The organism is Aeromonas sp. s6, assembly GCF_040907815.1.
Lineage (GTDB): Bacteria > Pseudomonadota > Gammaproteobacteria > Enterobacterales > Aeromonadaceae > Aeromonas > Aeromonas caviae.
In genome coordinates this window covers 30477-56332 of sequence record NZ_JBFOCN010000072.1, presented here as the reverse complement: position 1 = coordinate 56332, position 25856 = coordinate 30477, and the positions used below count along the sequence as shown (strand labels likewise).

24 protein-coding genes and 1 pseudogene are annotated in these 25856 nt (G+C 62.6%); 12 read left to right on the top strand and 13 right to left on the bottom strand.

What is annotated here, in order from left to right; translation table 11 throughout:
• The first annotated feature begins 189 nt into the window (after positions 1–189).
• The 6 genes from AB5Y50_RS11530 to AB5Y50_RS11505 all read left to right on the top strand — a co-directional run bounded on the left by AB5Y50_RS11530 (position 190) and on the right by AB5Y50_RS11505 (position 5697).
• Positions 190–540, top strand: a complete 351-nt coding sequence (locus AB5Y50_RS11530; protein WP_039039874.1) for an ArsC family reductase — start codon at positions 190–192, stop codon at positions 538–540.
• A 22-nt stretch (positions 541–562) separates the two neighbouring features.
• Entirely contained in the window at positions 563–1690 is a 1128-nt protein-coding gene (dapE, locus tag AB5Y50_RS11525) for a succinyl-diaminopimelate desuccinylase (RefSeq protein WP_368162884.1), read from the top strand.
• A gap of 29 nt (positions 1691–1719) precedes the next feature.
• Complete coding sequence (locus tag AB5Y50_RS11520) at positions 1720–2406, top strand: M15 family metallopeptidase (RefSeq protein ID WP_368162882.1); 687 nt, start codon at positions 1720–1722, stop codon at positions 2404–2406.
• On the top strand, positions 2406–2552 hold the full coding sequence (locus AB5Y50_RS11515; protein ID WP_010674048.1) for a hypothetical protein: 147 nt from the start codon (positions 2406–2408) through the stop codon (positions 2550–2552). Before AB5Y50_RS11520 ends, AB5Y50_RS11515 begins: the two co-directional genes overlap by 1 nt.
• Before the next feature lie 268 nt (positions 2553–2820).
• Positions 2821–4548, top strand: coding sequence for a potassium/proton antiporter (locus tag AB5Y50_RS11510; RefSeq protein WP_010674047.1), 1728 nt, complete (start codon positions 2821–2823; stop codon positions 4546–4548).
• Positions 4549–4593: 45 nt separating this feature from the next.
• Positions 4594–5697 carry a beta-N-acetylglucosaminidase domain-containing protein gene (locus AB5Y50_RS11505; RefSeq protein WP_180911532.1) on the top strand — a complete coding sequence of 368 codons (1104 nt, stop codon included), beginning with the start codon at positions 4594–4596 and terminating at the stop codon, positions 5695–5697.
• Positions 5698–5839: 142 nt separating this feature from the next.
• On the opposite strand, the gene AB5Y50_RS11500 is transcribed toward AB5Y50_RS11505, so the two are convergent.
• Positions 5840–6472 (bottom strand): LysE family translocator, encoded by a 633-nt coding sequence (locus tag AB5Y50_RS11500; protein ID WP_039039878.1) that lies wholly within the window; start codon positions 6470–6472, stop codon positions 5840–5842.
• Between the two features lie 163 nt (positions 6473–6635).
• On the opposite strand from AB5Y50_RS11500, the gene AB5Y50_RS11495 reads away from it, so the two are divergent.
• From AB5Y50_RS11495 to AB5Y50_RS11485, 3 genes are all read left to right on the top strand, one after another.
• Positions 6636–8258: a methyl-accepting chemotaxis protein gene (locus tag AB5Y50_RS11495; RefSeq protein ID WP_201996816.1), complete on the top strand. Its 1623-nt coding sequence runs from the start codon at positions 6636–6638 to the stop codon at positions 8256–8258.
• A 178-nt stretch (positions 8259–8436) separates the two neighbouring features.
• Positions 8437–8967 (top strand): DUF1523 family protein, encoded by a 531-nt coding sequence (locus tag AB5Y50_RS11490; protein ID WP_039039880.1) that lies wholly within the window; start codon positions 8437–8439, stop codon positions 8965–8967.
• Positions 8964–9260, top strand: coding sequence for a helix-turn-helix domain-containing protein (locus AB5Y50_RS11485; protein WP_039039881.1), 297 nt, complete (start codon positions 8964–8966; stop codon positions 9258–9260). The genes AB5Y50_RS11490 and AB5Y50_RS11485 overlap by 4 nt, the downstream gene beginning before the upstream one ends.
• Positions 9261–9356: 96 nt before the next feature.
• On the opposite strand, the gene AB5Y50_RS11480 is transcribed toward AB5Y50_RS11485, so the two are convergent.
• Positions 9357–9833: a hypothetical protein gene (locus AB5Y50_RS11480; RefSeq protein ID WP_029314217.1), complete on the bottom strand. Its 477-nt coding sequence runs from the start codon at positions 9831–9833 to the stop codon at positions 9357–9359.
• A 29-nt stretch (positions 9834–9862) separates the two neighbouring features.
• Positions 9863–10798, bottom strand: a complete 936-nt coding sequence (rihA, locus tag AB5Y50_RS11475) for a pyrimidine-specific ribonucleoside hydrolase RihA (RefSeq protein ID WP_010674039.1) — start codon at positions 10796–10798, stop codon at positions 9863–9865.
• Positions 10799–10959: 161 nt separating this feature from the next.
• Here rihA and AB5Y50_RS11470 point away from each other — a divergent pair, with 161 nt between their 5' ends.
• On the top strand, positions 10960–11724 hold the full coding sequence (locus AB5Y50_RS11470) for an RluA family pseudouridine synthase (RefSeq protein WP_201984692.1): 765 nt from the start codon (positions 10960–10962) through the stop codon (positions 11722–11724).
• 107 nt (positions 11725–11831) lie between these two features.
• Here the strand turns inward: AB5Y50_RS11470 and udp are convergent, their stop codons facing one another.
• Complete coding sequence (gene udp, locus AB5Y50_RS11465) at positions 11832–12587, bottom strand: uridine phosphorylase (RefSeq protein WP_010674037.1); 756 nt, start codon at positions 12585–12587, stop codon at positions 11832–11834.
• 392 nt (positions 12588–12979) lie between these two features.
• On the opposite strand from udp, the pseudogene AB5Y50_RS11460 reads away from it, so the two are divergent.
• A pseudogene (locus tag AB5Y50_RS11460) lies at positions 12980–13153 on the top strand (L-threonine dehydrogenase); the annotation flags it as partial.
• A 109-nt stretch (positions 13154–13262) separates the two neighbouring features.
• Here AB5Y50_RS11460 and AB5Y50_RS11455 read toward each other — a convergent pair.
• From AB5Y50_RS11455 to AB5Y50_RS11415, 9 genes are all read right to left on the bottom strand, one after another.
• Positions 13263–13772, bottom strand: a complete 510-nt coding sequence (locus AB5Y50_RS11455; protein WP_368162879.1) for a GspH/FimT family pseudopilin — start codon at positions 13770–13772, stop codon at positions 13263–13265.
• A 78-nt stretch (positions 13773–13850) separates the two neighbouring features.
• Positions 13851–14075 (bottom strand): hypothetical protein, encoded by a 225-nt coding sequence (locus tag AB5Y50_RS11450; RefSeq protein WP_042016781.1) that lies wholly within the window; start codon positions 14073–14075, stop codon positions 13851–13853.
• Positions 14072–16018, bottom strand: coding sequence for a hypothetical protein (locus AB5Y50_RS11445; RefSeq protein WP_368162877.1), 1947 nt, complete (start codon positions 16016–16018; stop codon positions 14072–14074). Before AB5Y50_RS11445 ends, AB5Y50_RS11450 begins: the two co-directional genes overlap by 4 nt.
• A gap of 27 nt (positions 16019–16045) precedes the next feature.
• The gene (locus AB5Y50_RS11440; RefSeq protein ID WP_239053225.1) at positions 16046–16450 is read right to left on the bottom strand and encodes a hypothetical protein; all 405 of its coding nucleotides are present in this window, start codon (positions 16448–16450) and stop codon (positions 16046–16048) included.
• Between the two features lies 1 nt (position 16451).
• Positions 16452–16907, bottom strand: a complete 456-nt coding sequence (locus tag AB5Y50_RS11435; RefSeq protein WP_279989749.1) for a hypothetical protein — start codon at positions 16905–16907, stop codon at positions 16452–16454.
• Between the two features lie 2 nt (positions 16908–16909).
• Positions 16910–18106 (bottom strand): hypothetical protein, encoded by a 1197-nt coding sequence (locus tag AB5Y50_RS11430; protein ID WP_279989750.1) that lies wholly within the window; start codon positions 18104–18106, stop codon positions 16910–16912.
• 48 nt (positions 18107–18154) lie between these two features.
• Entirely contained in the window at positions 18155–21772 is a 3618-nt protein-coding gene (locus AB5Y50_RS11425) for a curculin (mannose-binding) lectin protein (RefSeq protein WP_368162875.1), read from the bottom strand.
• A complete protein-coding gene (locus AB5Y50_RS11420) occupies positions 21769–22137 on the bottom strand; it encodes a hypothetical protein (protein ID WP_368162874.1) in 369 nt (122 codons plus the stop codon). The genes AB5Y50_RS11425 and AB5Y50_RS11420 overlap by 4 nt, the downstream gene beginning before the upstream one ends.
• Positions 22134–24968: a tape measure protein gene (locus AB5Y50_RS11415; RefSeq protein ID WP_368162872.1), complete on the bottom strand. Its 2835-nt coding sequence runs from the start codon at positions 24966–24968 to the stop codon at positions 22134–22136. Before AB5Y50_RS11415 ends, AB5Y50_RS11420 begins: the two co-directional genes overlap by 4 nt.
• Before the next feature lie 175 nt (positions 24969–25143).
• On the opposite strand from AB5Y50_RS11415, the gene AB5Y50_RS11410 reads away from it, so the two are divergent.
• Positions 25144–25839, top strand: a complete 696-nt coding sequence (locus tag AB5Y50_RS11410) for a hypothetical protein (RefSeq protein ID WP_368162871.1) — start codon at positions 25144–25146, stop codon at positions 25837–25839.
• The last annotated feature ends 17 nt before the right edge of the window (positions 25840–25856 follow it).

Here is a 25856-nt window from a genome sequence, read left to right as displayed (position 1 = left end):
CCTTTGATACCGCAGCGCATCCCGTCCCAGACCAGCGTGTGCTGGCGCGCGGCCCCCTCCCTTCTCCACTCGGCCTGACTGGTAAAACCAGCCCATCCGGCCATGAGCGTTGCCATGGGGGGGCCACAATGCCAGAATCGGGCCCTTGCACGATTTCAGGGCCGCCGGCCCGCAGACAAAGGATCCCCCATGGCCACCACCCTCTATGGCATCAAGAACTGCGACACCATCAAGAAGGCCCGCAAGTGGCTGGAGGAGGCGGGTATCGATTACCGCTTTCACGATCACCGCGCCGACGGTCTGAGCCCGGAGCAGCTCGATCTCTGGCTCGCCAAGCTGGGCTGGGAAGCCCTGCTCAACACCCGTGGCACCACCTTCCGCGCCCTGCCGGAAGCAGAAAAACAGGGGCTCGACACCGCCAAGGCCCGTGACCTGCTGCTGGCCCACCCGGCCATGATCAAGCGCCCGCTGCTGGACCAGGACGGTACCCTGACCCTGGGCTTCAAGGCAGACCTCTATCAATCCCTCTTCTCCCGTTAACTTTTTCTGTTAAGGAACACCGATGTCGGACGTCATCACACTGGCCAAGGATCTGATCAGCCGCCCCTCCGTGACCCCCCTGGATGAAGGGTGCCAGACCCTGATGGCGGAGCGCCTCGCGCGCCTAGGGTTCGTCATCGAACCCATGGTCTTTGAGGACACCACCAACCTCTGGGCACGCCGTGGCAGCGAGGGTCCCCTCTTCTGCTTCGCCGGCCACACCGACGTGGTACCCGCCGGCCCCCTGGAGAAGTGGGACACCCCGCCATTCGAGCCGACCATCAAGGACGGCATGCTCCATGGCCGGGGCGCCGCCGACATGAAGGGGTCTCTGGCCGCCATGGTGGTGGCGACCGAGCGCTTCGTGGCCGAGCACCCGAACCACAAGGGCTCCATCGCGTTTCTCATCACCTCGGATGAAGAGGGGCCCTTCATCAACGGCACGGTGCGCGTCATCGACACCCTGGAGGCACGCAACGAGAAGATCCGCTGGTGCATCGTCGGCGAGCCCTCCTCCACCGCCCAGGTCGGGGACGTGGTGAAGAACGGCCGTCGCGGCTCCATCACCGGCGATCTGCTGGTGCGCGGGGTGCAGGGCCACGTCGCCTACCCCCATCTGGCGGACAACCCCATCCACAAGGCGGCCCCGGCGCTGGCGGAGCTCGCCGCCATCGAGTGGGACAAGGGCAACGCCTACTTCCCCCCCACCAGCTTCCAGATCGCCAACATCCAGGGCGGCACCGGCGCCTCCAACGTCATCCCGGGGGAGTTGCAGGTCCAGTTCAACTTCCGCTTCAGCACCGAGCTCACCGATGCGGCTATCCGCGAGCGGGTCGAGGCGCTGCTGACCCGTCACGGCCTGGACTTCGAGCTGAAGTGGACCCTCTCCGGCCAGCCCTTCCTGACGGACACCGGCGCCCTGCTGGACGCCACTGTCGCCGCCGTGGCGGCAGTGAACGGCCAGCAGCCGGCCCTGCTCACCACGGGGGGCACGTCCGATGGGCGCTTCATCGCTCCCACCGGGGCGGAAGTCATCGAGCTCGGCCCGGTCAACGCCACCATCCACAAGGTGAACGAGTGCGTGAAGGCGGACGATCTGGATCTGCTGGCGGACATGTACCAAGGGGTGCTGGCACGACTGCTGGCATGAGCGGCGCTCCGGACAAGAGAGACCAGACCATGAATCAGGATCAACTGCTTGGGCTGGATGAGAGCCACCTCATCCTGGTGGGGCGCGGCCCCCATCGTCTGACCGCCGCCACCGCGGCGGCCTTCAACGACATGCAGGTGGCTGCCGCCCATGCCGGTTTCAACCTGCAGGCGGCCTCCAGCTGGCGCGGCTTCGAGCGCCAGCTCGCCATCTGGAACGGCAAGTGGCGCGGGGAGCGCCCTCTGCTGGATGCGCACAACCAGCCCCTCGATGCCCTGCAACTGGGCGAGACCGAGCGACTGCACGCCATCCTGCACTGGAGCGCCCTGCCCGGCACCAGCCGCCATCACTGGGGCACGGATCTCGACATCTACGATCCGGACTGCCTGCCCGCCGGCACCCGGCTCGCGCTGGAACCCTGGGAGTACGAGGCGGGCGGCTGGTTTGTCGATTTGCGCGAATGGCTGGACGATCACATGAACGACTTCGGCTTCTTCCTGCCCTATGCAAAAGGGGAGCAACCGGATCAGGGGGTGGCCTACGAGCCCTGGCACCTGAGCTTCGCGCCCGAATCCGACGGGCTGGCCCTGGATCCGGTGGCGCTGGCGCTTTGTCTGGAACGGGCGGATATTGAAGGCAAGGAGTGCATCCTGGCTCATCTCGACGAGATCCTGGCCCGCTATGTCACCCCGGCACACCACGAAAGGAGATTCTGATGAGCTTGTGGTTATGGATAGGCTTGCCGCTGCTGTTTCTGCTCGGCCTGTTTCTCAACGCCATCAAGGACATGAAGCAGCTCGAGAAACAGCTGCCCAAGTACAAGGACAAGATCCGGGAAGTCAAGGACGACGAGGACGACTGACCCCCTCGCAGGAGCCCGTCGGCGCTCCTGCCCCCTTCCCGTCCACGGCATTTTTTCGCCCTCTGCCGCCCCCCTCTGCCTGCACTGAAAGCCCCATCCATTGCCCCCTTTCCCTGCGCTTTCCCGCGCGGGCACTCCGCCCTCACCCTGCTTGAAAACTGCGCAACAAACGTAAAAAACTGCAAAACAATGCACAATTAAGCCACACAAAGGGGGTCAATCTGCATATAATGTGCCTGTTTTGCAGCCCGCCATAAGGAGTTCGCCATTGGATGCCACCACCGTCAACAGTTTCTTCTTCATCGGTGCCCTGTTGGTGGGTGCCAGTGTCCTGTTGAGCGCACTCTCCTCCAGAGTCGGCATCCCCATTCTGGTCATCTTCCTCGCCGTCGGCATGCTGGCGGGTGAGGATGGTCCCGGCGGCATCCACTTCGCCGACTACTCGGTCGCCTACCTGGTGGGCAACCTGGCACTGGCCATCATTCTGCTGGACGGCGGCATGCGCACCCGGGTCTCCTCCTTTCGGGTCGCGCTCTGGCCCGCGCTCTCGCTGGCCACGGTCGGGGTGGCCATCACCACCGGCCTCACGGGCCTCGCCGCCGCCTGGCTGTTCGACCTCAACCTGATGCAGGGGATGCTCATCGGTGCCATCGTCGGCTCCACCGATGCGGCGGCGGTCTTCTCCCTGCTCGGCGGGCGCAGCCTCAACGAGCGGGTCAGCGCCACCCTGGAGATAGAATCGGGCAGCAACGATCCCATGGCGGTCTTTCTCACCGTCACCCTGATCGAGGTACTGGCCACCGCCCAGCAGGGGCTGGATGCCGGCTTCCTGCTGCTGCAACTCGTCAAGCAGTTTGGTCTGGGCGCTGGCATCGGCCTTGCGGGGGGCTGGCTGCTGTGGAAGCTCATCAACAGTGCCAAACTCGCCCCCGGTCTCTATCCCCTGCTCACCGTGAGCGGCGGCCTGCTCATCTTCGCCCTCACCACGGCGGTGGGGGGCAGCGGCATCCTCGCCATCTACCTCACCGGCCTGCTGCTCGGCAACCTCTCCCTGCGCAGCCGCAGTACCACCCTCTCCGTGCTGGACGGCCTGACCTGGCTCAGCCAGATCGGCATGTTCCTGGTGCTGGGGCTGCTCGCCTCGCCCCACAAGCTGCTGCCCATCGCCCTGCCGGCGCTGGCCCTGGCCATGTGGATGATCCTGTTTGCCCGTCCGGTGTCGGTCTGGATTGGACTGCTGCCGTTCAAGAACTTCGCGCCGCGCGAGCGCTGGTTCATCTCCTGGGTGGGGCTGCGCGGCGCCGTGCCCATCATCCTGGCGGTCTTCCCCATGATGGCAGGGCTGCCCAATGCCCAGCTCTACTTCAATGTCGCCTTCTTCGTGGTGCTGGTTTCGCTGATCCTGCAGGGCAGCTCGCTGCCGCTGGCATCAAAGCTGGCGCGAGTGGAGGTGCCCGCACCGCCCTCTCCCATCAACCGCTCTGGGCTGGAAATCGATCTCGACAGCCAGTGGGAAACCTTCGTCTATCGCCTGAGCGCCGAGAAGTGGTGCATCGGTTCGCCCTTGCGGGAGCTGCGCATGCCCCAGGGCACCCGCATCTGCGCCCTGTTCCGCGGCCAGGAGCTGCTCCACCCCTCAGGCAGTACCTGCCTGCAATCCGATGACATCCTCTGCGTCATCGGCCACGAGCACGACCTGCCCGCCCTCGGTCAGCTCTTCAGCCAGGCGCCGGAGCAGGATCTGGGCCCGCGCTTCTTCGGTGACTTCCTGCTGGAGGCCAACGCCAGGCTGGTGGATCTCGCCCCGCTCTACGGGCTGGATGTGAGCGAGGTGGCGGATCAGAGCCTCGGCGATTTTATTGCCCACCAGTTGGGCGATAATCTGGTGGTCGGTGACCATGTCGCCTGGCAGGGACTGCTCTGGACGGTGGCGGAAATGGAAGAGGGTGAACCCCGCAAGATAGGGGTACGCTTCCTGGAAGAAGACCCCGTCTAGGCGCCGGCCATCGTAGCCCGCATTTGTGTGAGAAGGGAGTGAACCATGCCTTATCAAACCCTGTTGTCCGGTCTGTATCCTCCCTCGCCCAAGCTGGGCCTCATCGAGGGTTTCTTTGGCAAGGGCTGGAGCTGGGAAGCCCGTGCCCGCTACGCCCAGTGGCTGCCCCGCCACGGCTATGGCTTCTACCTCTACGCCCCCAAGGAAGACGGCTACCTGCGCAAGCACTGGGCCACACCCTGGCCCGCCGACCAGCTTGAAGCCCTGTGCCAGCTCGCCCGCCAGTGCCGGGAGAACGGTCTGGCCTTCGGGGTGGGCCTGAGCCCCATGGGGGCCCATCACGACTATGCCCGCCAGCGACCCGCCCTGCTGGAGAAGGTGAGGCTCATCGAGGAGGCGCTCAAGCCCGATATCCTGGCGATCCTGTTTGACGACATGAAGGGGGACACCCCGGATCTCGCCCACTGGCAGCTCACCATCGCCCACGACATCGCGGCCCACACCGACGCAGGCCGCCTGCTGTTCTGCCCCAGCTACTACAGCACGGATCCGGTGCTGGAGAAGGTGTTCGGTACCATGCCCCCCCACTATCTGCAGGATCTGGGTCAGGGGCTCGACAGGCGCATCGATGTCTTCTGGACCGGCCCCAAAGTCTGCTCCACCGAGTATCCGGCTGCCCACCTCAAACAAGCCGCCGACTGGCTCCATCGCAAGCCCTTCCTGTGGGACAACTATCCGGTCAATGACGGCAGCAAGGCGAGCAGCTTCCTGCACCTGCGCGCCTTCGAAAACCGTCCGGCAGAGCTGGCGGATCTCGTGAGCGGCCATGCGGTCAATCCCATGAAGCAGGCGGCCCTCTCGGCCCTGCCGCTCGCCACCCTGCCCATGAGCTACAAGCTCGGCAAGCAGTACGATCCTGACAAGGCGCTGCACGCCTCCCTCAACGCCACCTGCGGGCCGCAGATCTCCGCCATGATCCAGGCAGACCTGCCGCTCTTCCAGGACATCGGTCTGGCCCAGCTCACCCCCGAGCAGGTCATCCATCTCAAGAGCCGCTACCTGCCGTTCCAGGATCAGGCCTGCGTGAACGAGATCCTGCGCTGGCTGGCCGGGGAGTACGTGTTCGATCCGGACTGCCTGACCGACTGACCTCATGAGTCCATGAAAAGTGGGTTCATAAAAAAACGGGCCCATGTAAAAGGCCACCTCCCGGGCAGGGAGGTGGCCTTTTTGCATAATCTCTCTTCAGGTGCCCCATGGCGTCACATAGGGCGGCAGATTGAGCGGGTGTTTAACCGAAGGCCAGCCAGACCCCGACAAACAGCATCAGAGAGCCCGCGATCCGGTTCATCAGAGTGACATTGCCGCTCTTGGCGAGGAAATGGCGCAAGGTGCGGCCACCGCTGGCATAGAGCATCAGGCAGGAGAACTCGATGACCAGGATGAGCGCGACCAGGGCCCCTATCTGGGGTGCCATCGGCTTGGCCGCATTGATGAAGGGGGGCAGCAGGGAGACCATGAAGGCCCACCCCTTGGGGTTGGCGATGGCGGTCACGAAACCCTGCACGGCCAGTCCCATGGGGCTGGTCTGCTGGCCCGCCGAGAGATCCGCCGGGATGGCCATCTTGCCCTTGGCCTGCCACATCTGGATGCCAAGCCAGACCAGGTAGGCGCCACCTACATATTTGAATGCAGAGAACAGGGCCGGGTAGTTGAGCATGACTGCCGCCACCCCGACCACCGACAGCACGGAGACCAGGCCGACGCCGACAAGCTCCCCCCACATCATGTGCAGGGTACGGCGCACCCCCAGACTCATGCCCAGGGTCATCGCCAGGGTCATGCACATACCGGGGGTTACTGAGACAAAAAAGAACGTGGGAATAAAGAGCGCCAAGATGGCGGGATCAATCCAGTCGGACACACTACACCTCCAGGTAACAAGCAGACGATCATGCCCAGCACACTCTTTTAACACAAGAAAAACCTTTTCGTTCAGCCCGAATTCAGACTCAAAAACCCTGTGACAAGGATTGTCGCACCTGTGTAAGATGCGGCCTTGTTCCTCTTTCGGGTTAGGATCTTTCATGTCTTTGAACAATCTCTCCATTCGTCTTCAAGTGCTTATCCCTCTCCTGCTCGCCAGCCTGTTGATGCTGCTGATGGCCGTGATCAGCAAACAGGAAATCGACGGTGCCATTCAGGACACGAATGAAACCACAGCCAGCGTCACCCGCCACAAGGACGACATCGCGGCCCTGATCCACGCCACCTACCGGCTGCGCACCAACGCCATCTACGGCCTCTACGATGAGGCCCTCTTCGCCCAGTTGCCGGCCCAGCTCTCCGCCGCCGAGCAGGAGATTGGCGCCATCCTGACCAGACTGGTTGTCACCGGTGCCGAGCAGGACAACCGTCAGGTCGCGGCCGCCCTGCAGGCCTACCTCGGCCATACCCGCAGCAGCATGCTGCCCCTGCTGACCGCCAAGTACCAAGGCAGTGGCGATCCCGCCGCCTATGAGCAGGCCCGCCTGCACTTTCGCGATCTGGGGGAGGCGCTCATCAAGCAGATCGATGCCATGTCCGTCCACATCAATCAGCTGACCCAGACTGAGATTGCCGAGGAGCAGGCCCACTACCGCGCGACCCTGCTGCGCACCCTGCTGTTGATGGGGGGCACCCTGATCGCGGCCCTGCTGGGCGGCTGGTGGATCTCCGGGCGCATCGTGCAACCCATCGGCCAGTTGCAGGAGGTGATGCACGCCGTCGCCCTCGGCCGCTTCAACGTGCGTGCCAATGCTGAAGGCAACAACGAGCTGGGCCAGCTCGCCAGGGATATCAACCGGACCCTGAGCCAGCTTGCCAACACCATCCAGACCCTGACCGGCATCAGCGGCAATGTGGCCTCCGCCGCCACCGAGCTTGCCGCTGTGATGACCCAGGCAGAGGTCAACGCCCAGCAGCAGCGCGGTGAGACCGAACAGGTGGCCTCCGCCGTCACCGAGCTGGCCAGCACCGCCGACAACGTCAACCACAACGCCGCCCTGGCCGACGAGCTGGCCCGGGATGCCAACAGTCGGGTCGAGCAGGGGCTGGCCCTGTTTGCCGAAAGCATCGAGGCCAACGGCCGCATGGCGGGCAGTCTGGAGAACGCCGCGACTGTGGTGGCCAGGCTCAAGTCCCAGTCCGAGCAGATCGGCAAGGTGATCGAAGTCATTCAGAGCATTTCGGAGCAGACCAACCTGCTGGCCCTCAACGCCGCCATCGAGGCGGCCCGCGCCGGTGAAAGCGGCCGCGGCTTTGCGGTGGTGGCCGACGAAGTGCGCCTGCTGGCCGCCCGTACCCAGGACTCCACCAAGGAGATCCAGGCCATCATCGAGCAGTTGCAGAGCCAGTCCCTCTCCGCCAACAGCGGCGTGCAGCAGACCCTGGAGATCCTTGGCCACAACCAGCAGCTCTCCGCCGAGGTACAGGCCTTGCTGGGGGGCATCACGGACGCGGTCAACCAGATCAACGGTGCCAACGCCCAGGTGGCGACCGCGGCAGAACAACAATCCTGCGTCACCGCCGACATCAGCCGCAACCTCACCAACATCCACGAGATCGTGAACCAGAACGCTGCCGGCATCAGCCAAAGTGCCGCCGCTAGTCACGAACTGTCACAGCTCGCCGAGCAGCAGCGCAGGCAGCTCGCCCAGTTCCAGCTCTGATACTGCGAGGATCTCTTCGATACCACGGGGCCCGGCGCTGGCCCCGCACTTGCCCCTTTCCCTTCACGCCTCCTGTTTAAAACGGGTTTTTGCCATCAAGGTGTCATTAGGGGCTGGGCTGCATTCGCAAATGTGGGTATGGTAGAGGCACGTCACTCCCCCTCATCGAGAGATCATCATGAGCCTGAAGTTCAAGAAACCCGCTTTTATCACGCTCGGCCTCATCGCCCTGCTCTCCGCACTCTGGCTCGATTTCTATCTGCCGGAACACACCATCGCCACCATCACCGGGGTGGAGGTGAAGCGCACCGACAAGGATGGCCCCATCAGCCAGAAGAACCCGGCTGACGGCCCCACCACCGACGTCTATTACATCTACACCGAGCGCCCCGGCGAGAAGATCCGGGTGTTTCGCAATGAAGACACCGAATGGGGCTGGCCCTTCTACTTCAAGTTCAACGCCGCCGACGTCCAGGCCAAGGCCAAGTCCATGGAGTTCGAAAAACGCCTGGCCATCATCACCTCCTACGGCTGGCGCGTGAACATGTTCTCCATGTTCCCCAACGTCACCAAGATCGCGAGCACCGAGCCCGATGCCTCCACCTGGAGCTTCTTCCGCTGGTTCTGGTTCGGTGTCTGGGCCCTGGTGATGGGCAAGGCGGCCATCGCCACCTGGCGCTACTTCGATCGCCTCGAGGACGAGATATGAGCGAGCCGAGTAAGACCCGCACCAGCTTCTATCGCCGGCTCTACGTGGCTCACCTCATCAGTCAGGGCACGGACACCGTGCCCGCCATCATGGAGGCGACCGGCATGCCGCGCCGCACCGCCCAGGACACCCTCAGTGCCCTGGCGGAGCTCGACATCCAGTGCGCCTTCGAGCAGACCGAGGGGGCTCGCCATCTGCAGGGGCACTACCGCATCAGCGACTGGGGGCCCATCAATCCGGCCTGGATTGCTGCGCAGCTTCCCGTCATCAGGCAGACCCTGGGGTATCCCTGACACCCCGGACCCGGGTCTGCTCCCATAGAGAAGGGGCCAGCCTTGCGGCTGGCCCCTTTCTTGTCTGGCCTGATATCCCGTTGCCCTCCCCCGGACTCACTCCCCTTCGCCGAAAGACTCTTCCGGCAGCGGCTCCGCCGACTCACCCCGGGTGCAGTCGATGATGGAGCGCTTGGGATTGTTGGGGTCGCGCAGCAACAGGGGGGCCATCCCCTCGTCATGCAGCCTTTCGTCGGAAAATTCGCTGCCATAGGCGTTATGTGTCAGCCTGCGGGCATTGGCGATGGGGGTATCCACGAAGAGGGCATGTACCTCGAAGGTGGAGGCTGGCACCAGGAAGCCGACGATGGGCAGGCCGTGCAACTCCTGATGGACCTTGTACCAGGCAAAGCCCTCGCTCACCTTGTCAGGGGTATACATGGCGAGCTGCGGATTGGCCGGGCGCCCGGTCTCGATGTCGAGATGAAGGGTGTCCAGCTCGCAGGTCGCCAGCCCCTGCCACATCTTCTCGAACGGGGTCGCGCAACCCGTCAGTTGCATGCATGTCAGCAGCGCCAACGTCCCTTTCCACATTCCAAACCCCTTATCCGATGTCCAGGATGTCAACCAAATGAGCGCAGTCGCTGCACCAGCAACTCGATGAAACCGACCCTGTCGAGCCCCAGCAGCACCAGGGCATTGGCCGGTTTGCCGGTCAGGTCGTAGCGATCCACCACCGTCATGCCCAGGGTATGGGTCCCGCCGGTTTCGATATCGACCCGGCACTCCACCCCGTGAAACAGGGAGGGCGCCAGCAGCCAGGCGATGGTACAGGGGTCATGGAGCGGCGCGCCAGCAAATCCCCACTTGGGATCCCGATGATAGATCATGAAGAAGTCGAGCAGCTGTGCCACGCACTGCGCTACCGGGTTGGGAATGGCGCGTACCCGCTCGATATCCTCGTCCATCACCTGGGCCTCATGGGTCACGTCCAGCCCGCACATGGTGATGGGCAGCCCCGACTTGAAGACCATATCGGCCGCTTCGGGATCCACATAAATATTGAATTCCGCCGCGGGGGTCCAGTTGCCCGCACCGGCGGCGCCCCCCATCAGTACGATGCGGGCGATCTTCTGCTTGAGCTCGGGGTGGGCCGCCAGCAAGAGGGCAATGTTGGTGAGCGGCCCGGTCGGTACCAGGGTGACCGGCTCCGGGCTCTCGCGCAGACACCTTGCCATCAGTTCAAGGGCGCTCATCGCCCGGGGAGCAAAGGCGGGATCCGGCAGCTCTGGGCCGTCCAGCCCCGATTCGCCGTGGACGTTGTCGGCGATGATGAGCTCACGGGCCAGGGGCTTGGCAGCCCCCGCCGCCACCGGGATGTCGTCGCGGCCGAGCAGGGTCAGGATGCGCAGGGCATTGTTGAGGGTCTTGTCCGGGGTCTGGTTGCCCGCGCTGGTGGTGACCGCCAGCACCTTCAGCTCGGGGCTCGCCAGCGCCAGAATGAGGGCGATGGCATCATCGTGGCCGGGATCGCAATCGAGAATAACGGGCAACGCCATGGACAGACTCCTTACAACATGACAGGGAGCCATACCTTAGCAAGAGATGGCCAGATGAACTCAGGAGGGAGTCACAAAACGCCTCAACCAACGAGATCAAGTACTTGGCGACAGGCCTTGGGAGCGGACACCCAGATTCGCCGCGCCGCCATCGTTCGGGTATGATCCCTCCCCCTTCATCGTCCGGTTGCCCCATGTCCGCCATCATCGACACCTTTGTTGCTCCGCCCTGCGCCGCCATCATCGAGATCCTGTTTGAGGATGCGCATCTGCTGCTCATCAACAAGCCGAGCGGCCTGCTGAGCCTCTCGGGCAAGAACCCGCAGAACCTCGATTCGGTCCATTACCGGCTGGTACAGGATTACCCCGGCTGCACCCTGGTGCACCGCCTCGACTTTGGCACCTCGGGCGTCATGGTGGTGGCCAGAAACAAGAGCATCAACGCCCTGCTCTGCCACCAGTTCAGCCAGCGCACTGTGAGCAAGGCTTACGAGGCACTGCTCTGCGGCCATCTGGCGGCGGATGAGGGCGTCATCGACGCATCCATTGCCAAGGATCCGGCGCTGTTCCCGCTGATGAGCATCTGCGCCGCCAGCGGCAAACCCGCCCGCTCACGCTATCAGGTGATGGAGCGGCTCACCCTGGAGGGGGCAGGCCAGCCGGTGCCATTGACCCGGGTCAGGCTGGTACCGGAAACCGGGCGCACCCACCAGCTGCGCATCCACAGCCAGTGGCTGGGCCATCCCATCCTGGGATGCGATCTCTATGGCGGCCTGCTCCCGCCCGGCTGCGAACGGGCCCCCAGACTGATGCTGCACGCCAGTGAACTCGGTTTTGTGCACCCGGTGAGCGGCGAAGCGGTACAGATCCGCTGTGAGGCACCCTTTGCGCAGGCACTGGCGGCCATGACGGTGCAACAGGGGTAACGAAGAAGGGGGAAAGCAGGGCCAGGAAGGCAAAAGGGGCAAACGGCGGATAAAGATAGGGGCCGCGCTTTCGCAACGGCCCCCACCCCCCACTCGGTGTGGTGCTATCAGATCAGCTTGCGGGCGGCGCCCAGCACGATCTTGATGGCATCAGATTCGGTTTTCGCCATGGTTTCGGCGTTCGGGATTTCCTGCTGGGTACGGTTCACGATGACACCGGCCACCATGCCCGCACGCAGGCCCTGGCTGGTACACATGGTCAGCAGGGTCGCGGACTCCATCTCGTAGTTCAGCACGCCCATGGCTTGCCACTCTTTCATGGAACCCTGGAAACGTTGTACCACGCGACCGGATACGGTGTCGTAACGCTCCTGACCCGGGTAGAAGGTGTCAGAAGAAGCAGTGACGCCCACATGCAGCTTGGAGCCCAGCTCCTTGGCGGTGTTCACCAGGGCGGTGGTGCAGTCAAAGTCGGCCACTGCCGGGAACTCCATCGGCGCGAAGTGCAGACTGGCACCGTCGAGGCGCACGGAGCCGGTGGTGACGATCACGTCGCCCACGTTCAGGTGCGGCTGGATGGCGCCGGTGGTGCCGATGCGCAGGAAGGTACGGATACCCAGCTGGGCCAGCTCTTCCACCGCGATGGAGGTGGACGGGCCACCGATACCGGTGGAGCAGATGATCACGGCCTTGCCGTCCATCTCGCCGCGCCAGGTGGTGAATTCACGATGGCTGGCCAGGTGCACCGGGTTGTCCAACAGCTCTGCGATGCGCTTCACGCGCTCGGGGTCACCGGGGACGATCGCCAGGGTGGCGCCTTGCAGATCCGCTTTTTTCAAACCCAAGTGAAATACATCAGACATAGTGGACTCCTGGTTGCGCCCCGCCGCATGGCAGCCGAGTGCAGTTAAGGTGATTCTTTATGGTACTTTCAAGCCGGTGTCCCCTCATCCGGGGAGGCGCCAACTATGGTCAAAAACGCTTTCCAATTCCTTGATGCGCCTCACACTTCTGCGCTTCAAAGCTGACAAAAATGGCGCGAAACGTTTGCTAAGATGATGAATTTCTTGAAAAACGTTTTTACGTTCCTTTTGCACTCCCATCCCTTGTCAAGCCTTGAGCGACCGTCCATTTAAAGAGCTCGATCGAGTCCACAAAGTTGCAAACGAGATACCATTGACCCCTTCTCATCCCCTCCGACGCTGTTATGTTGGCGCCCGCATACCACTTAATGGCTAATCATACGGAGTCCATCATGGCGACATTCAAGTTCTACATTCCCGCAATCAACCTGATGGGGGCGGGCTGCCTGCAGGAAGCGGCAGCGGATATCCAGGGACATGGCTATCGCAAGGCGCTCATCGTCACCGACAAGATCCTGGGCCAGATTGGCGTGGTGGGCCGGCTTGCCGCCCTCCTGGCCGAGCACGTGTAGCCCGCCGCGAAAAATGAGAAATTCTTACGGGGAAAATGACTATCGACTGGAGCATGGTATTTATCATTCTCGGCGATGCAGATTCCGCCGAGAATGAAAGATGCTATTGGCAGATGAATGCTTGAGTTTCTTGACGGGTTCGGCCACCTGGCGGCGTCACAAGATTGACCTGTGCATTACCTGAGATACAGAGGCTGATGACATGTTCATCTTCATCATCGATATCCCGAGTACCATCCGGGCTGAAAGTGCTAGAGGTGATGCTGTTAGTTGCTGTCAGTGAGCTGGGGAAATCTGCACTTCTTACCAAAACCTGCTCTCCATTGTTCAAGACGTCATTTGCATTGTCGTCAATGAACACCAAGAAATGCGAGGGGTCTGCCGTTACGCAATTGTCGTTGGCATCAGCCAAACACGCAGTCACTACCGTCTGATTGTCAATTGCTTGGCTACGAGCGAATCTCATGTTTTTCAGTATGTTACGGGACTCGAAATGCAGAGCGTTTCCGCTGAGCAAGCTGGATAAAGCCGGGGCCTCAATACCGAGTAAAATGACGCCCAAACTGACCGCTATCATCAGTTCAAGCAATGTGAATCCTTTCACATTCTTCATAGCGATATCCTCCTTGAACAAATAAAGCCTAACCACTGATTGCCATATCGCCAGAAAAAGCCAACGTTTAACAGGGGTTTAAACCTCGATTTCATAGGTTGGTAAATCAGGCGCGGGCCCAATGATGGCGCCTCCCTGATAAAACGCCTTCTGGCCGATGGCCACCCCTCCCCCTCGCACAATCACCACGCCCCCGCCCGGGGTCTCAAGCGTGGTACTGGTACCCGTCGTTGCGGTGACGGTCCCGACCAGCAACGGGTCGGCGCCGGGTATCAGCTCCCGGAACTGCTTGAACAGGTTCATACAAATCGCTCCACACTCAGTTGCTGGCGCACCGTCATGGCCTTGTTCTGCAGCTCAGCAGAGACCCTGACGCCCCGGTTGTATCCCTTCCAGCCATCCACCGCGAGCAACGCCCCGGGCAGAATAAGCCCCGTATCGGCAGACAACGGCAGTTGGATGGTCTGGGTGCGCTTCGGCATGGTCTTGGCCAAGCCCACCACACCCTGGGCGCGAGCCGCCACCACATCGCACACCAGCGGGTGGGTGATGGCCAAAGCCTGCCGCTCCCCTGCTGTGCCTTGGCGCAGCACCCGCGCGTTGATGCCCTGATGGCCACCGCTGACATAGATGCCGTTCGCTGGCAGCCCCGGCTGGAAGTCGCTGCCCAGCGTCGTAATGATGGCGCGGGGGATGGCCACATCGGCCAGCGCCCCATCGAGCTGCCAGGGCACGGTCGGATAGCGTGGCTTGATGACCAGGTGCCGATCGCGCTGATGCGGTAACACGAACCCACCCGCCGCCTCGGCCAGGTACTTGATCGTCTCGATGGGAGTCTGGCTGTCGAGGCTGAAGAAGCCGCCAGGTACCAGCCAATCCGGCGCCTGCCAGTCCAGGGTCCACCCGAACGGCAGCAGCGCCTCCGCGAGCTGGGCCATGGTAGCAGCCCCGATCTCACTCACCGCCTGGGGTAACTCGTGGGTTGGCGACAGGTAGGCTGTGCGCGAGCGCCCAGTCAGGGTCGCCGACTCGCGGGCAAAGCTCTGGCTTGATTGCCAACCATCGCACACGCAATCCCACTGCTGGCCGTTGACGAAGATGCTTACCTCCTCCTCGTCCATCATCTCGGCTGCCGCGATGCGGGGGATCTGGGCCGTGAACTGCCAGGCCCAGGAGTCGGTATCGAGCTCGATGCTCAGCGAGGTGGCGGGAATGTCGAGCCCGTCCCTCACCCGTACAATGCTTGCTGCGTTGCTCACCAGGTAAACCCTCCGGGTTGGAATAACGATGTGGGCTTGCCCGAACCAGACAAACTCCAGGGAGGCATCCCCCCGGGGGCGGCCGAACGCCAGCTTGCGGCTGCGCTTGTCCGGGCGCTCCGGGGTGATGGGGGGCTTGGGGGGCGGCGTGATGCCCCAGGGGGGCTGTATCGCCTCGTCCCACCCATCCCGCCAGCTTTTGCGAAGGGGCAGACCCCACTGCCAGCGCTGGCCGGTCAGGGTGAACCCCAGCCCGATACCCTGGGCCCAGCCGCCCTGCCACTCGTTGTCCAGGCGCGGCAGGTCACGATAACCGCTCACCTGCCAGCACCCCGCCCTGGTGGCCTCACGCCACGGCGAGCGCGGAGTGACATCGCAGCGCGGCAGGCTGGTAAAGCCGGTGCCGTGGGTCGTGCCCAGTGCCGGGCCTTCTTCAAAGCGATCCTGCACCAGGTTATCGCAGCGCGGCATCTGGGCCGCGACACCTACCAGAGTGCTCTCCAGCGCCGTGCCCTCTTGCCAGGACTGCTGATGGTGCGCCTGGGCCACCCCGGGGCGCTCCCAGTGGCTGATGACGCTGGCCACTACATTCTGGGCTTGCTGCCACTGACCCTGGCTGGTGTGGCTCGGTCCCCTAAACACGTTGATGTCATAGCCCGCCTCAATCTGGTAGAGCGCGGCCCGCGCCGTCACGGCCAACGTCGCATCGATCACCACGCTGGCGGTGATGTCCGTGACCGTGGCAGGGGCCGTGCTGGCCAGGGTAGCCGGATGGATGGGCGTGATCGTGACATCTGTCAGCGGTGCCTGCCCCTGCCCCTGCAAGACGGCAGGCAGCACCAGCCCGGGGGAGCTGGCGAAGGTGGGCGGCAGACAGGTGCCCTGCAGCACGACCACATAGCGCACCACCATGGCCGGGTTCAGCTCCAGGGCAGCGGACGACTTGCGGGCCTTCTGCAGCGCCAGGCGGGCGTCGGTTCTGGCCATGCTGACCTCTTGGCTCACGCAGAGCGGTTAGGGTTCGGTGAAGGTGGCATTGTTGATGCGCACCATGGCGCCCGCATACAGCTCGTTGGCCGGGATCTCGATGTCGGCCCCGCTGCCCGGTGGCCCCACATCCAGGTCTGCGATAAAGACCCCATCGCGGTTGGCCAACCGCCCCCACGTCTGGACTCCGTTACCGGTGACCATCTTCTCGGCAAGCGGCTTGAGGGTCAGCACCCCGCCCGTCACGCTCTGGGCGCAGGGGTGGGTAAACTGCATGGCGACCAGCAGCACCTGACTGGTGACGGCGGCCCCCGGGGCGGGCCGTGGCCCGGTGTAAATGGTGAGGGTCGCCGGCCCCGCACTGCCTGAGTCGATGGCCGTGGCCAGCAGATTGGCGCGAGCGGTGCGCAACGTATCGGAGTAGGTGAACATATCAACCTCCTGACAGGCCGACCCCCTCCCCGGGGGCGTAGGGGGTGGGGAGCTGGTAGTCGGCCGCCACGGCGTTGTAATCGGCCGGGCCGAACGCCGGATCGTCCTGGGCGACCAGCATGTAACGTTGGGCCAGCCAAAGACTGTCGAACCGATATTTGCCATCTCCTTCCCGGCTCATGGTTTCGGCGATCAGATCCCCCGACTGGGTGAAGCAGAGCACACGGCGAGCGACCCCCTCACCGTTGATGGTGACTGTGCTCTCGATGTGGCCCATGGCGCGGGATCGGCCTTCTGGCGTCACCATCATCAAGCCATCGTAGGCCCCCAGACCGGGTTGACACGCCAGCGGGCGAGGCCGAGTTTCAAGCAGAGGGAGTACGGCTTCGGCTGGAGTCTCCTGATTTCCCCACACCAGCCCAGAACCGATGACGGCAAACGGGTAAAGCGGATCCATCGCTACCTCCAGGGGCCGGTGATGTCAAAACCTACTAGCGATACCGCCACGCCTGTGTATGCGCTAATAGCATATGTCGCTCTGAGGAAACGCACCGAGCGCCCCCCCATAAGTGGAAGATTGCTAAACGTCTTACCGTCGTAGGCTGCGATATCGCCATAGGGATTGATTAACCCTGGCAAGGAACCGCGCATGGTGTCTCCTCCTTCCAGTACCATGGTCGGCTCTTTGGCCAGATAAAAACCGTTGTCTGCAGGATTTGGAACAGCGAGGCCCATTCCCATTCTTCCGAACAGCCCGACAGTCACCCAGGTTATGACCCCAAATAACTGGCTATGGGCGCGCGCCAGCACACGAGTGCCAGATGCAGAGTGAATGAGGAAATCGTTGTGGATATTACTGGGTGAGTAACTTTGGGGGGCAGCCCAACTGTACGCAGTCGTTGCACCGATACTGTTTGGGATACCCCCCAACACCGCATGATAGCGGTCTCCTGCCCTGACCGAGTTGATGTACCCAACTGGAATACATGAGCGAGCATTGCGAGCAGCATACGCCGGGATGAAATAGAACAGCAGCTTGTCCCCAATAAGATCCCAGCGGCCATCGGAGTACCGTTTGGTGGCTGGCCACGCCTGCGTACTAATCAAGGTGTAGGTGGTCAGATCCTGCACATCCTCCACCATGCTGACTTTGGCAAAATAGTAGTTGAGGGTGCCATTTGTCCACCCGCTGAATGCCGTGTTGTCGATGTGGTAGCACACCGGGTACTGATCCACCGACTCCGGGCTGCGGATGATCATGGTCTGTCCATCAGCGCTTTCCGCCAGCAGCGTCCATCCCAACCCCGGGATCTTAATGCTGATGGTGCCGGTGGCGCTGCTGCCCGGGTTGCCGCCGTCCAGCTCAAACCACACCTTGGTCGCATTCACCTGTTTGACCCGGTGCTCGCCGTTGTAGGCGGCCGGGCTGGCGCCACTGATAGCGATCACCGATTCAGGCAGGTAGCTGTGACCGTTGTCGATGGTGGCCACTGCGCACCCCATGGCGGCATCCCATGCCAGGCTGCTGACCGTCAGGTTACCAAACCCCGTGATCAAACACGCCTTGAGCAGAGCGGCCAAGGCGCCGGGAGCGGTATCCCCCAGACTCGGGGCCCCCTGCATTGCATTGCTGTACCATTTCACCGGAAACGCCATGATGATCTCCTATAGAGGTGGGGCAGATTGCCCCACCTGGTTGGTCCCTTATGGGGTGTTGATGTTGCCGCGCAGGGCCAGCTCGAACTTGTCGGTATCCTGTGACGCCACCGACTGCAACACGGTACGGATCGGCCAGAAGGGGGCGCCGGCTGCCTGGGTGGTGAAACGCAGCACGTTGCCGCTCGACCAACCCGCCCCCCAGCCCCGGTGATCCAGCCTGAAATAGGGCTGGCCGTTGTTGGGGTTGATGGGGGCCAAGTCGGTGTTCACATCCCCCACCGCGATCTGGCCCACATGCTCCCCAACCAACACAAAGGTGGTGCTGGAGGTGAAGATCACTGCCCAGCGCTCCTGCAGGGCGCCCCGGTTGGTGACCAGGAGCGGGTAAACCGTGTCGTTGTATTGCGCCGTGGACTGGTCGCCGATGAGGTAATCAGACCAGACATTGGTCCACGCCTTCTGATCGAACAGGTTGGTATACCTGGCCCACAGGTCGCCGATGATGAGGGCGCTGGAGACATAGGTATCTGCCGGGTCATAGGCATGGGACAGCGCCTTGGTCAGCAGCAGGCGGCCCGAGATCTCCACGTCGCTGACAAGGCTCATGTCCTCGATGCGATGCACGGCATAGAGGGGTTCGACATAGCCGGTCAGGTCTAATGGAGTGCCGAGCGTCACCACGCCGCTATCCAGGTTGACGCTGTAGAGGGTGGTCGCCAGCGCCTTGCCGTTCTTGTCCTCCACATGGGCATGCGCCAAGCGGGTGCGGCCGGTGCTGAGCTGCTGCCCTGCACTGACCCCCAGCGGGAACGCCGACTTGCGGGTGCTGTGAACCACCACCGTGGTCCCCTTGCGGATGAAGGGCACCCGGCCATCGGACGGCAGACGCACCGGATCCAGCCCGATGATGTCGGCATCGAGGGGCAGATAGCTGAACACCACACAGTTGAACAGGATGGTGTCGGCCACCACGCTGATGGGGCGCCAGATCTTGCCGTCCAGCCCCACCTGGTCAACGTCATACCAGGGCTGGCTTTCGTTGCCCGCAGCGGTGACGAACCGACCAAAGCGCACCGTCACCACCCCGGTCTGGTAGTTCACCCGGCCATCCATGTCGGTGGTGGTGAAATAGCCGTCCCCGTCCGCCGTGGCCTCGATGCGCCGCCCGCTCGCGGTGTTGGCGCTGATGTAGAGGCTACCCGGCGCCACCGGGGCCCCCGGGGTACGGAAGGTCACCTCATCCACCGACTGGGCACTGAACGAGGTGGCCAGGGACTGCAGCGACGGCTGCGCCGTCTGCCCGGCCGCCCAGTCAGACAGCACCGCCAACCCGTTCGAGTAGTCGATGGTCCCTGCCTGGATACCGGATCCCGTCTCCGGGTCCGGGTTGCGGTAGAGCAGTCCCTGCCGATCCACGTAGGTGCTCCCCCCCAGGGTGAAGCGCAGCGACCCTTCCAGAATGGCCTCCGCAAACCCGGGGGTGACATCAATGCGCAGCGCCTGGGCGGTCAGGGTGGCGTTTTGCGCCAGGGCACTGTTGTTGTTGCGGTAGGTCACCTCGACCCAGCCCCCCTCGCCATCGGGGAAGGTGTACGCCGTGTTGTGGTACTCGATGCCGGTCATGGTCCAGCGCTGCACCGCCACCTGGTTGTTGCCCACCCATTTGGTGCCCACGGTCACCCAGGCATAGGTCGGCTTGGGCAAGGGGGCACTGCCATCCGGCATGAAATGCAGGGTGCCGGCGGCGTAGTTGATGGCCCCCAGGGTGTTGCCGCTGGCGTCCTTGAGGTTGCCCTGGCCGTCATCCAGCAGGGTGATCACCGGGTCGCGGGTCTGGATCACCAGCTCCTGATCGTCCACATCGAACTTGTGATAGAGCGCGTTGAATTTGACATGCACCGACCCGGGGGTCAGGTTGGTGGCCCCGCCACCTGCCCCGTCCAGGGTGATGGAGAGGTGCCCCACCTGGCCTGGGGTACTCAGGCGCCCCGGTTCAACGTGGCGCTCGGTCACCGGCTCACCGTACTGGTACTGGGCGATGTACTCCTGGCCCAGCGCCGGCAGGGTGATGTGATCGAGGATGATCACCCCCTCGGCATAGTTGATGGTGCCGGTGATGTTGCCGCGCAGGCGCCCGTCCCCCACCGCATCGTTGGCCGTTTGGCCGCTGCCCCAGGTCAGGATCACGCTCTTGGGGGTGATCCCGGTGTGGGGCAGTTGCCATGCCGATTTGCTGATGCTGATGGGCTGGTTGCTGCGGTTGGTGTAGTTGACCGGGGTCGCCCAGCTGAACAGGATCGCGGTGTCCACGTCCGGCAGCGCCCCCAGGGTCAGCATGACCGACCCGGTGGCCAGGTTGACGATCCCGGTGCCGAACGAGCGATCCGCGCCGAACAGCTCGCCGCGCCCGTTGTCCTTCAAGTCGTACCATTTCCCCTGCGCCATAAACGACACCGTGAGGGTACCGGGTGCCGGGGTCGGCAGCAGGGTGATGGTGTAGGCATAGCCCCGGTTGTTGGCCTTGATGTCGATCCTGGCGGTGTCAGCGATACGGGACGGGCGAGACGCGGGCCAGAAGCTGATGGTTTTGCTTGCGGCCCCGTAGTTCGGGCACTGGGCATTGAACTCCAGCTGACCACGGCCATAGTCGATGGCCCCCACCACGGACCCGGCGACAACCAGCTCGCCCCCCTTGTCGGTGATGACGGCCGCACCGATGGTGATGGTCAGGGTGCCGGGTTTCACGCCCGTGCCGAGGAACAGGCCCCGGCTGGGGGCAATGCTGACCACGGTCGAGAAGCTGACCAGCCCCTTGCCAGAGTCCACCAGGCTGGCCATTTCGCCAGCCGCTGTCAGATCCACCGCCGGGGTCTCGGTACGGGCAGACGGCACGATCTGGGTAAAGATCGTCTTGGCCCGCACCTGCATGGCGCCCAGGTTCACCGCCTCCGCCAGCTTGGTGGTGGCGAAGTAGTTGGCGGCATCGGCCACCACGGTTTCCCGCAGGGCGGTTTTGACGTTGGTCACCACATCATAGGGGGTCGGCTGCTCCCCCTCGAAGGTGTAACGCAACGGGTCAGCCAGCTTGCAGGTCACCACGTTGCGGGTGAACTCGGGCACGTTGGGCACCTGGAACTTGGCCAGCTGCTGGGTGACTTCAAGCACCCGCACGTACTGCTCGAACTCCCCCGCCTTGCCCTCGTTGCCGACCAGCACCAGGGTCTCCCCCACTTCCGGCAGGCGCACTTCGACGCGCTGGAAGAAGCGGATCGCCCGCTGGCCTTCGAGCTGGGTGTCGTACAGGAAGCCGCGCCACTTGGGACCACGGGCCAGATAGCGCTCCAGCACGTCGCGGGCATTGGCGCGGGTGTCGTGATGATCCCGGGTGTTGATGAGGCATAGCCCCACGTTCGGGTCAGCCGGGGGCACCTGCACGATGATATGGGCACCCCGATAGGTGTCCGTGTCATCCGTCTGCACCGCCAGAAACGCCTTGCGCATGCTGACCACCCCATAAGTGCGGTCGAGATCGCTGATGTCCTGAAACAGGCCATTGTGCTCGCCGCTCACGATCTCCTGACCGGTGATGCGGCCGCCGCCGTCCGTGGTGTCAGTCAACCGCTGACTGGCCATCAGTGTGATGTCGCCGGAATGAATGGTCATCGGATCACCTCGGTGAAGTTAAGAGTCAGGGCATAGGGTTCACCCGCTTCGGGGTCAGCCATCTCGATCACGGGGATGGCCACGATGCCGGGCCGACGCCAGACCACCTCCCGCTGCTGCCCATTGAGCAAAGTGAGGGTCATCAGCTGGGCCACCTGGGCCTCCAGCGCTTTAAGCAAGAGCACCGTGGCGCGGGGGGCATGGCCCACCAGGGTGATGGGGCGCCCCTCCGGCGTGGCCGTTTCCTCGACCAGGAGAGCGCCAGAGAGCGTCGGCGTGACAACCTGCTCGACGGGCGACCAATCGAACTCGTCGCGCCAAACGAGATCATCGGGCAGGAGCAGCCCGTTTAAGGTGACGTTCATGAGCGCAATCCTTGCTGTTTAAGGAGGTTGATAAAGGCGGCAGCATTGGCCTCATCGGCCTGAACTTCGGCCCGGGCGGAGCCTGATCTCAGCTCGATTATGATCCGCTGGGGCTGCCCCTGGGTGAACGAGGTTTGGGAAGATGGCCCGGCTTGACTGGCAGCCGAGGTGGTGGTCTGCGCTTTCTCTGCTTCCTTGGCCTGGGCTTTGCTCAGTTCCTGCTGGAGCTTGGTGCGCATGGCCTCCATCTCCTTCTGGAACTTCTCTGCGTACCACTTGCTCCACTCGCTATAGGCAGGGATGTCCCTGACCTTCTGGCTGTAGCGGGCCAGCTCCTCTTCCACGCCGGCGAGGGTGTTGGCCAGGGCATCGGCATTGCCCCGCAAGTTGTTGATGTCCACAGTCTTGTAGAAGAACGAGCCGGCGCCCACGGTGCGGGTGACGTCCCCTCGGCCCCCACCGGCACCGCCCCCACCACCTGCCGAGGCCACGACATTACCGGTCTGCTCTGCCTCTTTCTGCACGCCGCGAAGGCCGGATCGCATGGCATCGGTGGCACTCTTGGCCCTGGCGGCGGCCGTGTCGAAGCCATCGCCGATCGCCGCCACCGCCTGTTTGGTATCGCCGCTGCCCCCCTTGACCTTGCTCATGGCGTCGGCAGCGATGGCCATCGAGCGGGTGATACCATCCCCGGTGAGCTGGCCCTGCTTGGCCATTGCCTGCATACGCTCGATCACCGCATCGATCTCGGCCTTGTTCTTCGCCTGGTTGAACGCCGCCGCCAGGGCTTCTTCACAGGCTGCCGAACTGGATCCGGTGTATTGCACCAGGGTATCCAGGGCGCCGAGCGTATTCTGGAAACTGGCGCCGATACGACCATTAGCCCGCTCGAAGTCCAGCCCCAGCTCATCAAATGCCTTGGCCAGCTTTGCCGGACCATCCGCCGCCGTCTGCTTGGCCACTGTGTTGATTTCGGCAAGATAGTCGCGGGTCTGCTTGGCTTCATCGCCCAACGCCTTAACGGCGGCGGCCCCTGCTCGCCAGCTGCCGGTGGCCTCGTCGTAATGCACCTTGCCTTCGGCGACCAGGCGATCGAGGTCTGCCACGCTGGTGATGGCCAACCCCAGCTCGGCAGAGAGGGCTGCCAGTTGGCCATTGAGCTGGGCCTGGGTTTGCGAGCGCTGGGCCTGCGCCTCTCGCAACGCCAGCTCGGCCTGCACCAGCTGGCGCAGTGCGTTGGCGAACTGGGTGATCTGGATGATGGATTCCACCGTCACGGCAGCCAGCACAGCCCTGATGGCCATGCCCAGCGCCCGCACGCCGATCGCCGCCCCGGCCGCTGCCGTGCCTGCCGTGGTCATGCCCCCCGCCGCCGTGGCCGTCGCTGCCGGCAGGGCGATGAACTGGCCGTAGAGGCCGCGCAGATCGGCAATCCAGCCCGCGATTTTCAGGCCATACCAGGCCTGCGCCATCACCAGCAAGGCATCGCGCCAGGCATAGACGGTCTGGATGAAAGTCTTGATGGATTCCCCAAGCCCGACGATGCCATCGGAGAGGCGCTTGGCCCACGCCTGCAGGCGACCATCCTGGGCCATCTGGTCGAACTCACGGTTGAGGCTGGCCAACTGGTTCTTGAGCCAGGTCAGCGCCCCGTTCTCCGCCACCATGCGGTAGAACTTGGCCAGGTTGTCCTGGGCGTTGGAGATAAGCCCCGAGAGCAGGCTCATGTTGTTGGCCGCTGCCCCGCTCGACTGGGCGGCGATCTCGTTCATCAGGGCCTGGATGGTGTCCCGGCCGAGTTTTCCCGCTTCTGAGAGCTTCTGCAGTTCGGCGGTATTCTTGCCGGTGACCTGCTCCAGCAGTTGCCACACCGGCACCCCGCGCTCGATCATCTGCAGGATCTCCTCCCCCTGCAGCTTCTGCTTGGCCCAGGCTTGGCCCAGCGCCAGGGAGATGCCCTGCACCTCCTCGAAGCCGCCACCGAGCTTGTAGGCCTGATCGACGATGCCCTGCATGGCGCCATTCATGGGGTCGATGCCAAAGGCTTTCAGGCGCACAAAGACCTGGGTCACCTCGTCAAGCTGCAGCGGGGTGTTCTTGGCGAAGTCCTGGATCCAGGCAGACGCCTCTTTGCCGCCGGCAATCGACCCCATCACAGCCTTGAGCTGCACACTGAGCCGCTCGGCCTGATCGCCGGTCTGGAACATGGCCATCAGTTGGGTGGTGAGGGTCTGGATCCCGAACCAGGTACCGGCCATGGCCACCAAGCGGCCGGTCAGGCTACCGATAGCCCCCTGGAAGCCGCCAGCGCCTTGCGCCCCCTGCATCAGGGAGCGCCCCAGCCGTTCGGTCTGGGCCGCACTCTCGCGCAGCTCCCGCTGCAGGCGTTGCTGTTCCTGGGCAAGGTTGCTGGTATCGATCCCAGCTTGGGAGAGGCCCCCACGCAGGCGGCCAACTTCGCTGTGCTGGGCAATCAGCTGGCGCTCCAGCTGCTTGACCTCGGAAGCCAGCAATCGCTCCTGGTCGGTGAGCTGGCGAGCGCTACCTGCCGCCCCCTGCTGCTCGCGGCGCAATTCGGCCAACTTATCCCGGGAGAGTATGGTGGCCAGTTCGAGCTGGGTCAGAGCCCGGCCACTGGCCTCGAACTGATTGATCAACTCCTGCTGCTGGCTCAAGGCTTCCAGCGTCTGCGCCAACCGTTCGGTCTCGGCGGCCGTCTCGTCTGAGATAGGCCCCAGCTCCTGCACCTCACCCGCCAAAGCGGCCAAGTCTTCCCGACCGGTGACCTTGGCCGCCAGCTCTAGCGCGAGTTTCAGGTTGGAGTTGGACATATGGGCAACCCTGAAAAATTGGATTGCCCCATGGTAAATGGATGGATAAAAGCGGGGATTTATGGTGAATTACTGAGAGAAATGTCACAGGAATGAGCACTTAGATAGTTCATGCTGATTAACTATCGTTCCATTATTATCCTGTTAAGCTTCATCAAATTTTGAGGGTTACATTTTGTCATTATATAAATTTGTTGAAAGAGAGTTCCTTGATAGTTTTTTCACCACTGGTTGCCTCAGATTAGGTTCATTATATGACTTCAAGGATACAATTGAACACGGCAACAGCCGAGGTGATAAATCCGAGGGTGAACATAATTTAATCAGAGGAATCGATGGCACTATCGCGATCACTAAAGATAAGTACGAACCTATTATTTCAGAAGTTTTCAGAATGGAAGGAGAAGGAGAGGCATTTCTAAGTAATTTGAGTATTGTTGTACCTAGAAGGTCACCCGATGGCTTTGTGTTCTGCACGAGTAAGTTGTTCACTGAAAAACTTTTCTGGAGATGGCATTCCGAGAATAAGGTAGATGCATGTTATGAGATCACTAATCCTATTATGTTTTTCTCAGCAATTAACAAAGCCATCACAAGTAGTGCTTTCTTTTTTGGAAATGCGAACGTTACATATGCAGAAGACCCCATTCCATACAACTCTCCAGAAGCCAACATACATCCAGCGTTTACAAAAGAGAAATACGGTTACAGTTGGCAAGAAGAGAATCGCACTGTTTGGGGAGCAAAGGGTCCTTGTGGGCGATTGAAACCTTGGATTATTTATGCTCCCGAGGCTAGGCAATTTTGTCGCCCATTTTCATTCATTGATGGCAAGGTTATTAACTACGCAAGCATGTCAACTACCAAGTAGTAGAAAGTGCAACTGAG

Excerpts from the sequence above, each read along its gene's own strand:
- AB5Y50_RS11480 (WP_029314217.1), bottom strand. The coding sequence starts at position 9,833 with ATGTGGAAAGGGACGTTGGCGCTGCTGACATGCATGCAACTGACGGGT.
- udp (WP_010674037.1), bottom strand. The coding sequence starts at position 12,587 with ATGTCTGATGTATTTCACTTGGGTTTGAAAAAAGCGGATCTGCAAGGC.
- dapE (WP_368162884.1), top strand. The coding sequence starts at position 563 with ATGTCGGACGTCATCACACTGGCCAAGGATCTGATCAGCCGCCCCTCC.
- AB5Y50_RS11505 (WP_180911532.1), top strand. The coding sequence starts at position 4,594 with ATGCCTTATCAAACCCTGTTGTCCGGTCTGTATCCTCCCTCGCCCAAG.
- AB5Y50_RS11430 (WP_279989750.1), bottom strand. The coding sequence starts at position 18,106 with ATGGCGTTTCCGGTGAAATGGTACAGCAATGCAATGCAGGGGGCCCCG.
- AB5Y50_RS11530 (WP_039039874.1), top strand. The coding sequence starts at position 190 with ATGGCCACCACCCTCTATGGCATCAAGAACTGCGACACCATCAAGAAG.
- AB5Y50_RS11435 (WP_279989749.1), bottom strand. The coding sequence starts at position 16,907 with ATGGATCCGCTTTACCCGTTTGCCGTCATCGGTTCTGGGCTGGTGTGG.
- AB5Y50_RS11495 (WP_201996816.1), top strand. The coding sequence starts at position 6,636 with ATGTCTTTGAACAATCTCTCCATTCGTCTTCAAGTGCTTATCCCTCTC.
- rihA (WP_010674039.1), bottom strand. The coding sequence starts at position 10,798 with ATGGCGTTGCCCGTTATTCTCGATTGCGATCCCGGCCACGATGATGCC.
- AB5Y50_RS11450 (WP_042016781.1), bottom strand. The coding sequence starts at position 14,075 with ATGAACCTGTTCAAGCAGTTCCGGGAGCTGATACCCGGCGCCGACCCG.
- AB5Y50_RS11515 (WP_010674048.1), top strand. The coding sequence starts at position 2,406 with ATGAGCTTGTGGTTATGGATAGGCTTGCCGCTGCTGTTTCTGCTCGGC.
- AB5Y50_RS11425 (WP_368162875.1), bottom strand. The coding sequence starts at position 21,772 with ATGACCATTCATTCCGGCGACATCACACTGATGGCCAGTCAGCGGTTG.
- AB5Y50_RS11440 (WP_239053225.1), bottom strand. The coding sequence starts at position 16,450 with ATGTTCACCTACTCCGATACGTTGCGCACCGCTCGCGCCAATCTGCTG.
- AB5Y50_RS11415 (WP_368162872.1), bottom strand. The coding sequence starts at position 24,968 with ATGTCCAACTCCAACCTGAAACTCGCGCTAGAGCTGGCGGCCAAGGTC.
- AB5Y50_RS11470 (WP_201984692.1), top strand. The coding sequence starts at position 10,960 with ATGATCCCTCCCCCTTCATCGTCCGGTTGCCCCATGTCCGCCATCATC.
- AB5Y50_RS11455 (WP_368162879.1), bottom strand. The coding sequence starts at position 13,772 with ATGAAGAATGTGAAAGGATTCACATTGCTTGAACTGATGATAGCGGTC.
- AB5Y50_RS11485 (WP_039039881.1), top strand. The coding sequence starts at position 8,964 with ATGAGCGAGCCGAGTAAGACCCGCACCAGCTTCTATCGCCGGCTCTAC.
- AB5Y50_RS11520 (WP_368162882.1), top strand. The coding sequence starts at position 1,720 with ATGAATCAGGATCAACTGCTTGGGCTGGATGAGAGCCACCTCATCCTG.
- AB5Y50_RS11445 (WP_368162877.1), bottom strand. The coding sequence starts at position 16,018 with ATGGCCAGAACCGACGCCCGCCTGGCGCTGCAGAAGGCCCGCAAGTCG.
- AB5Y50_RS11490 (WP_039039880.1), top strand. The coding sequence starts at position 8,437 with ATGAGCCTGAAGTTCAAGAAACCCGCTTTTATCACGCTCGGCCTCATC.
- AB5Y50_RS11420 (WP_368162874.1), bottom strand. The coding sequence starts at position 22,137 with ATGAACGTCACCTTAAACGGGCTGCTCCTGCCCGATGATCTCGTTTGG.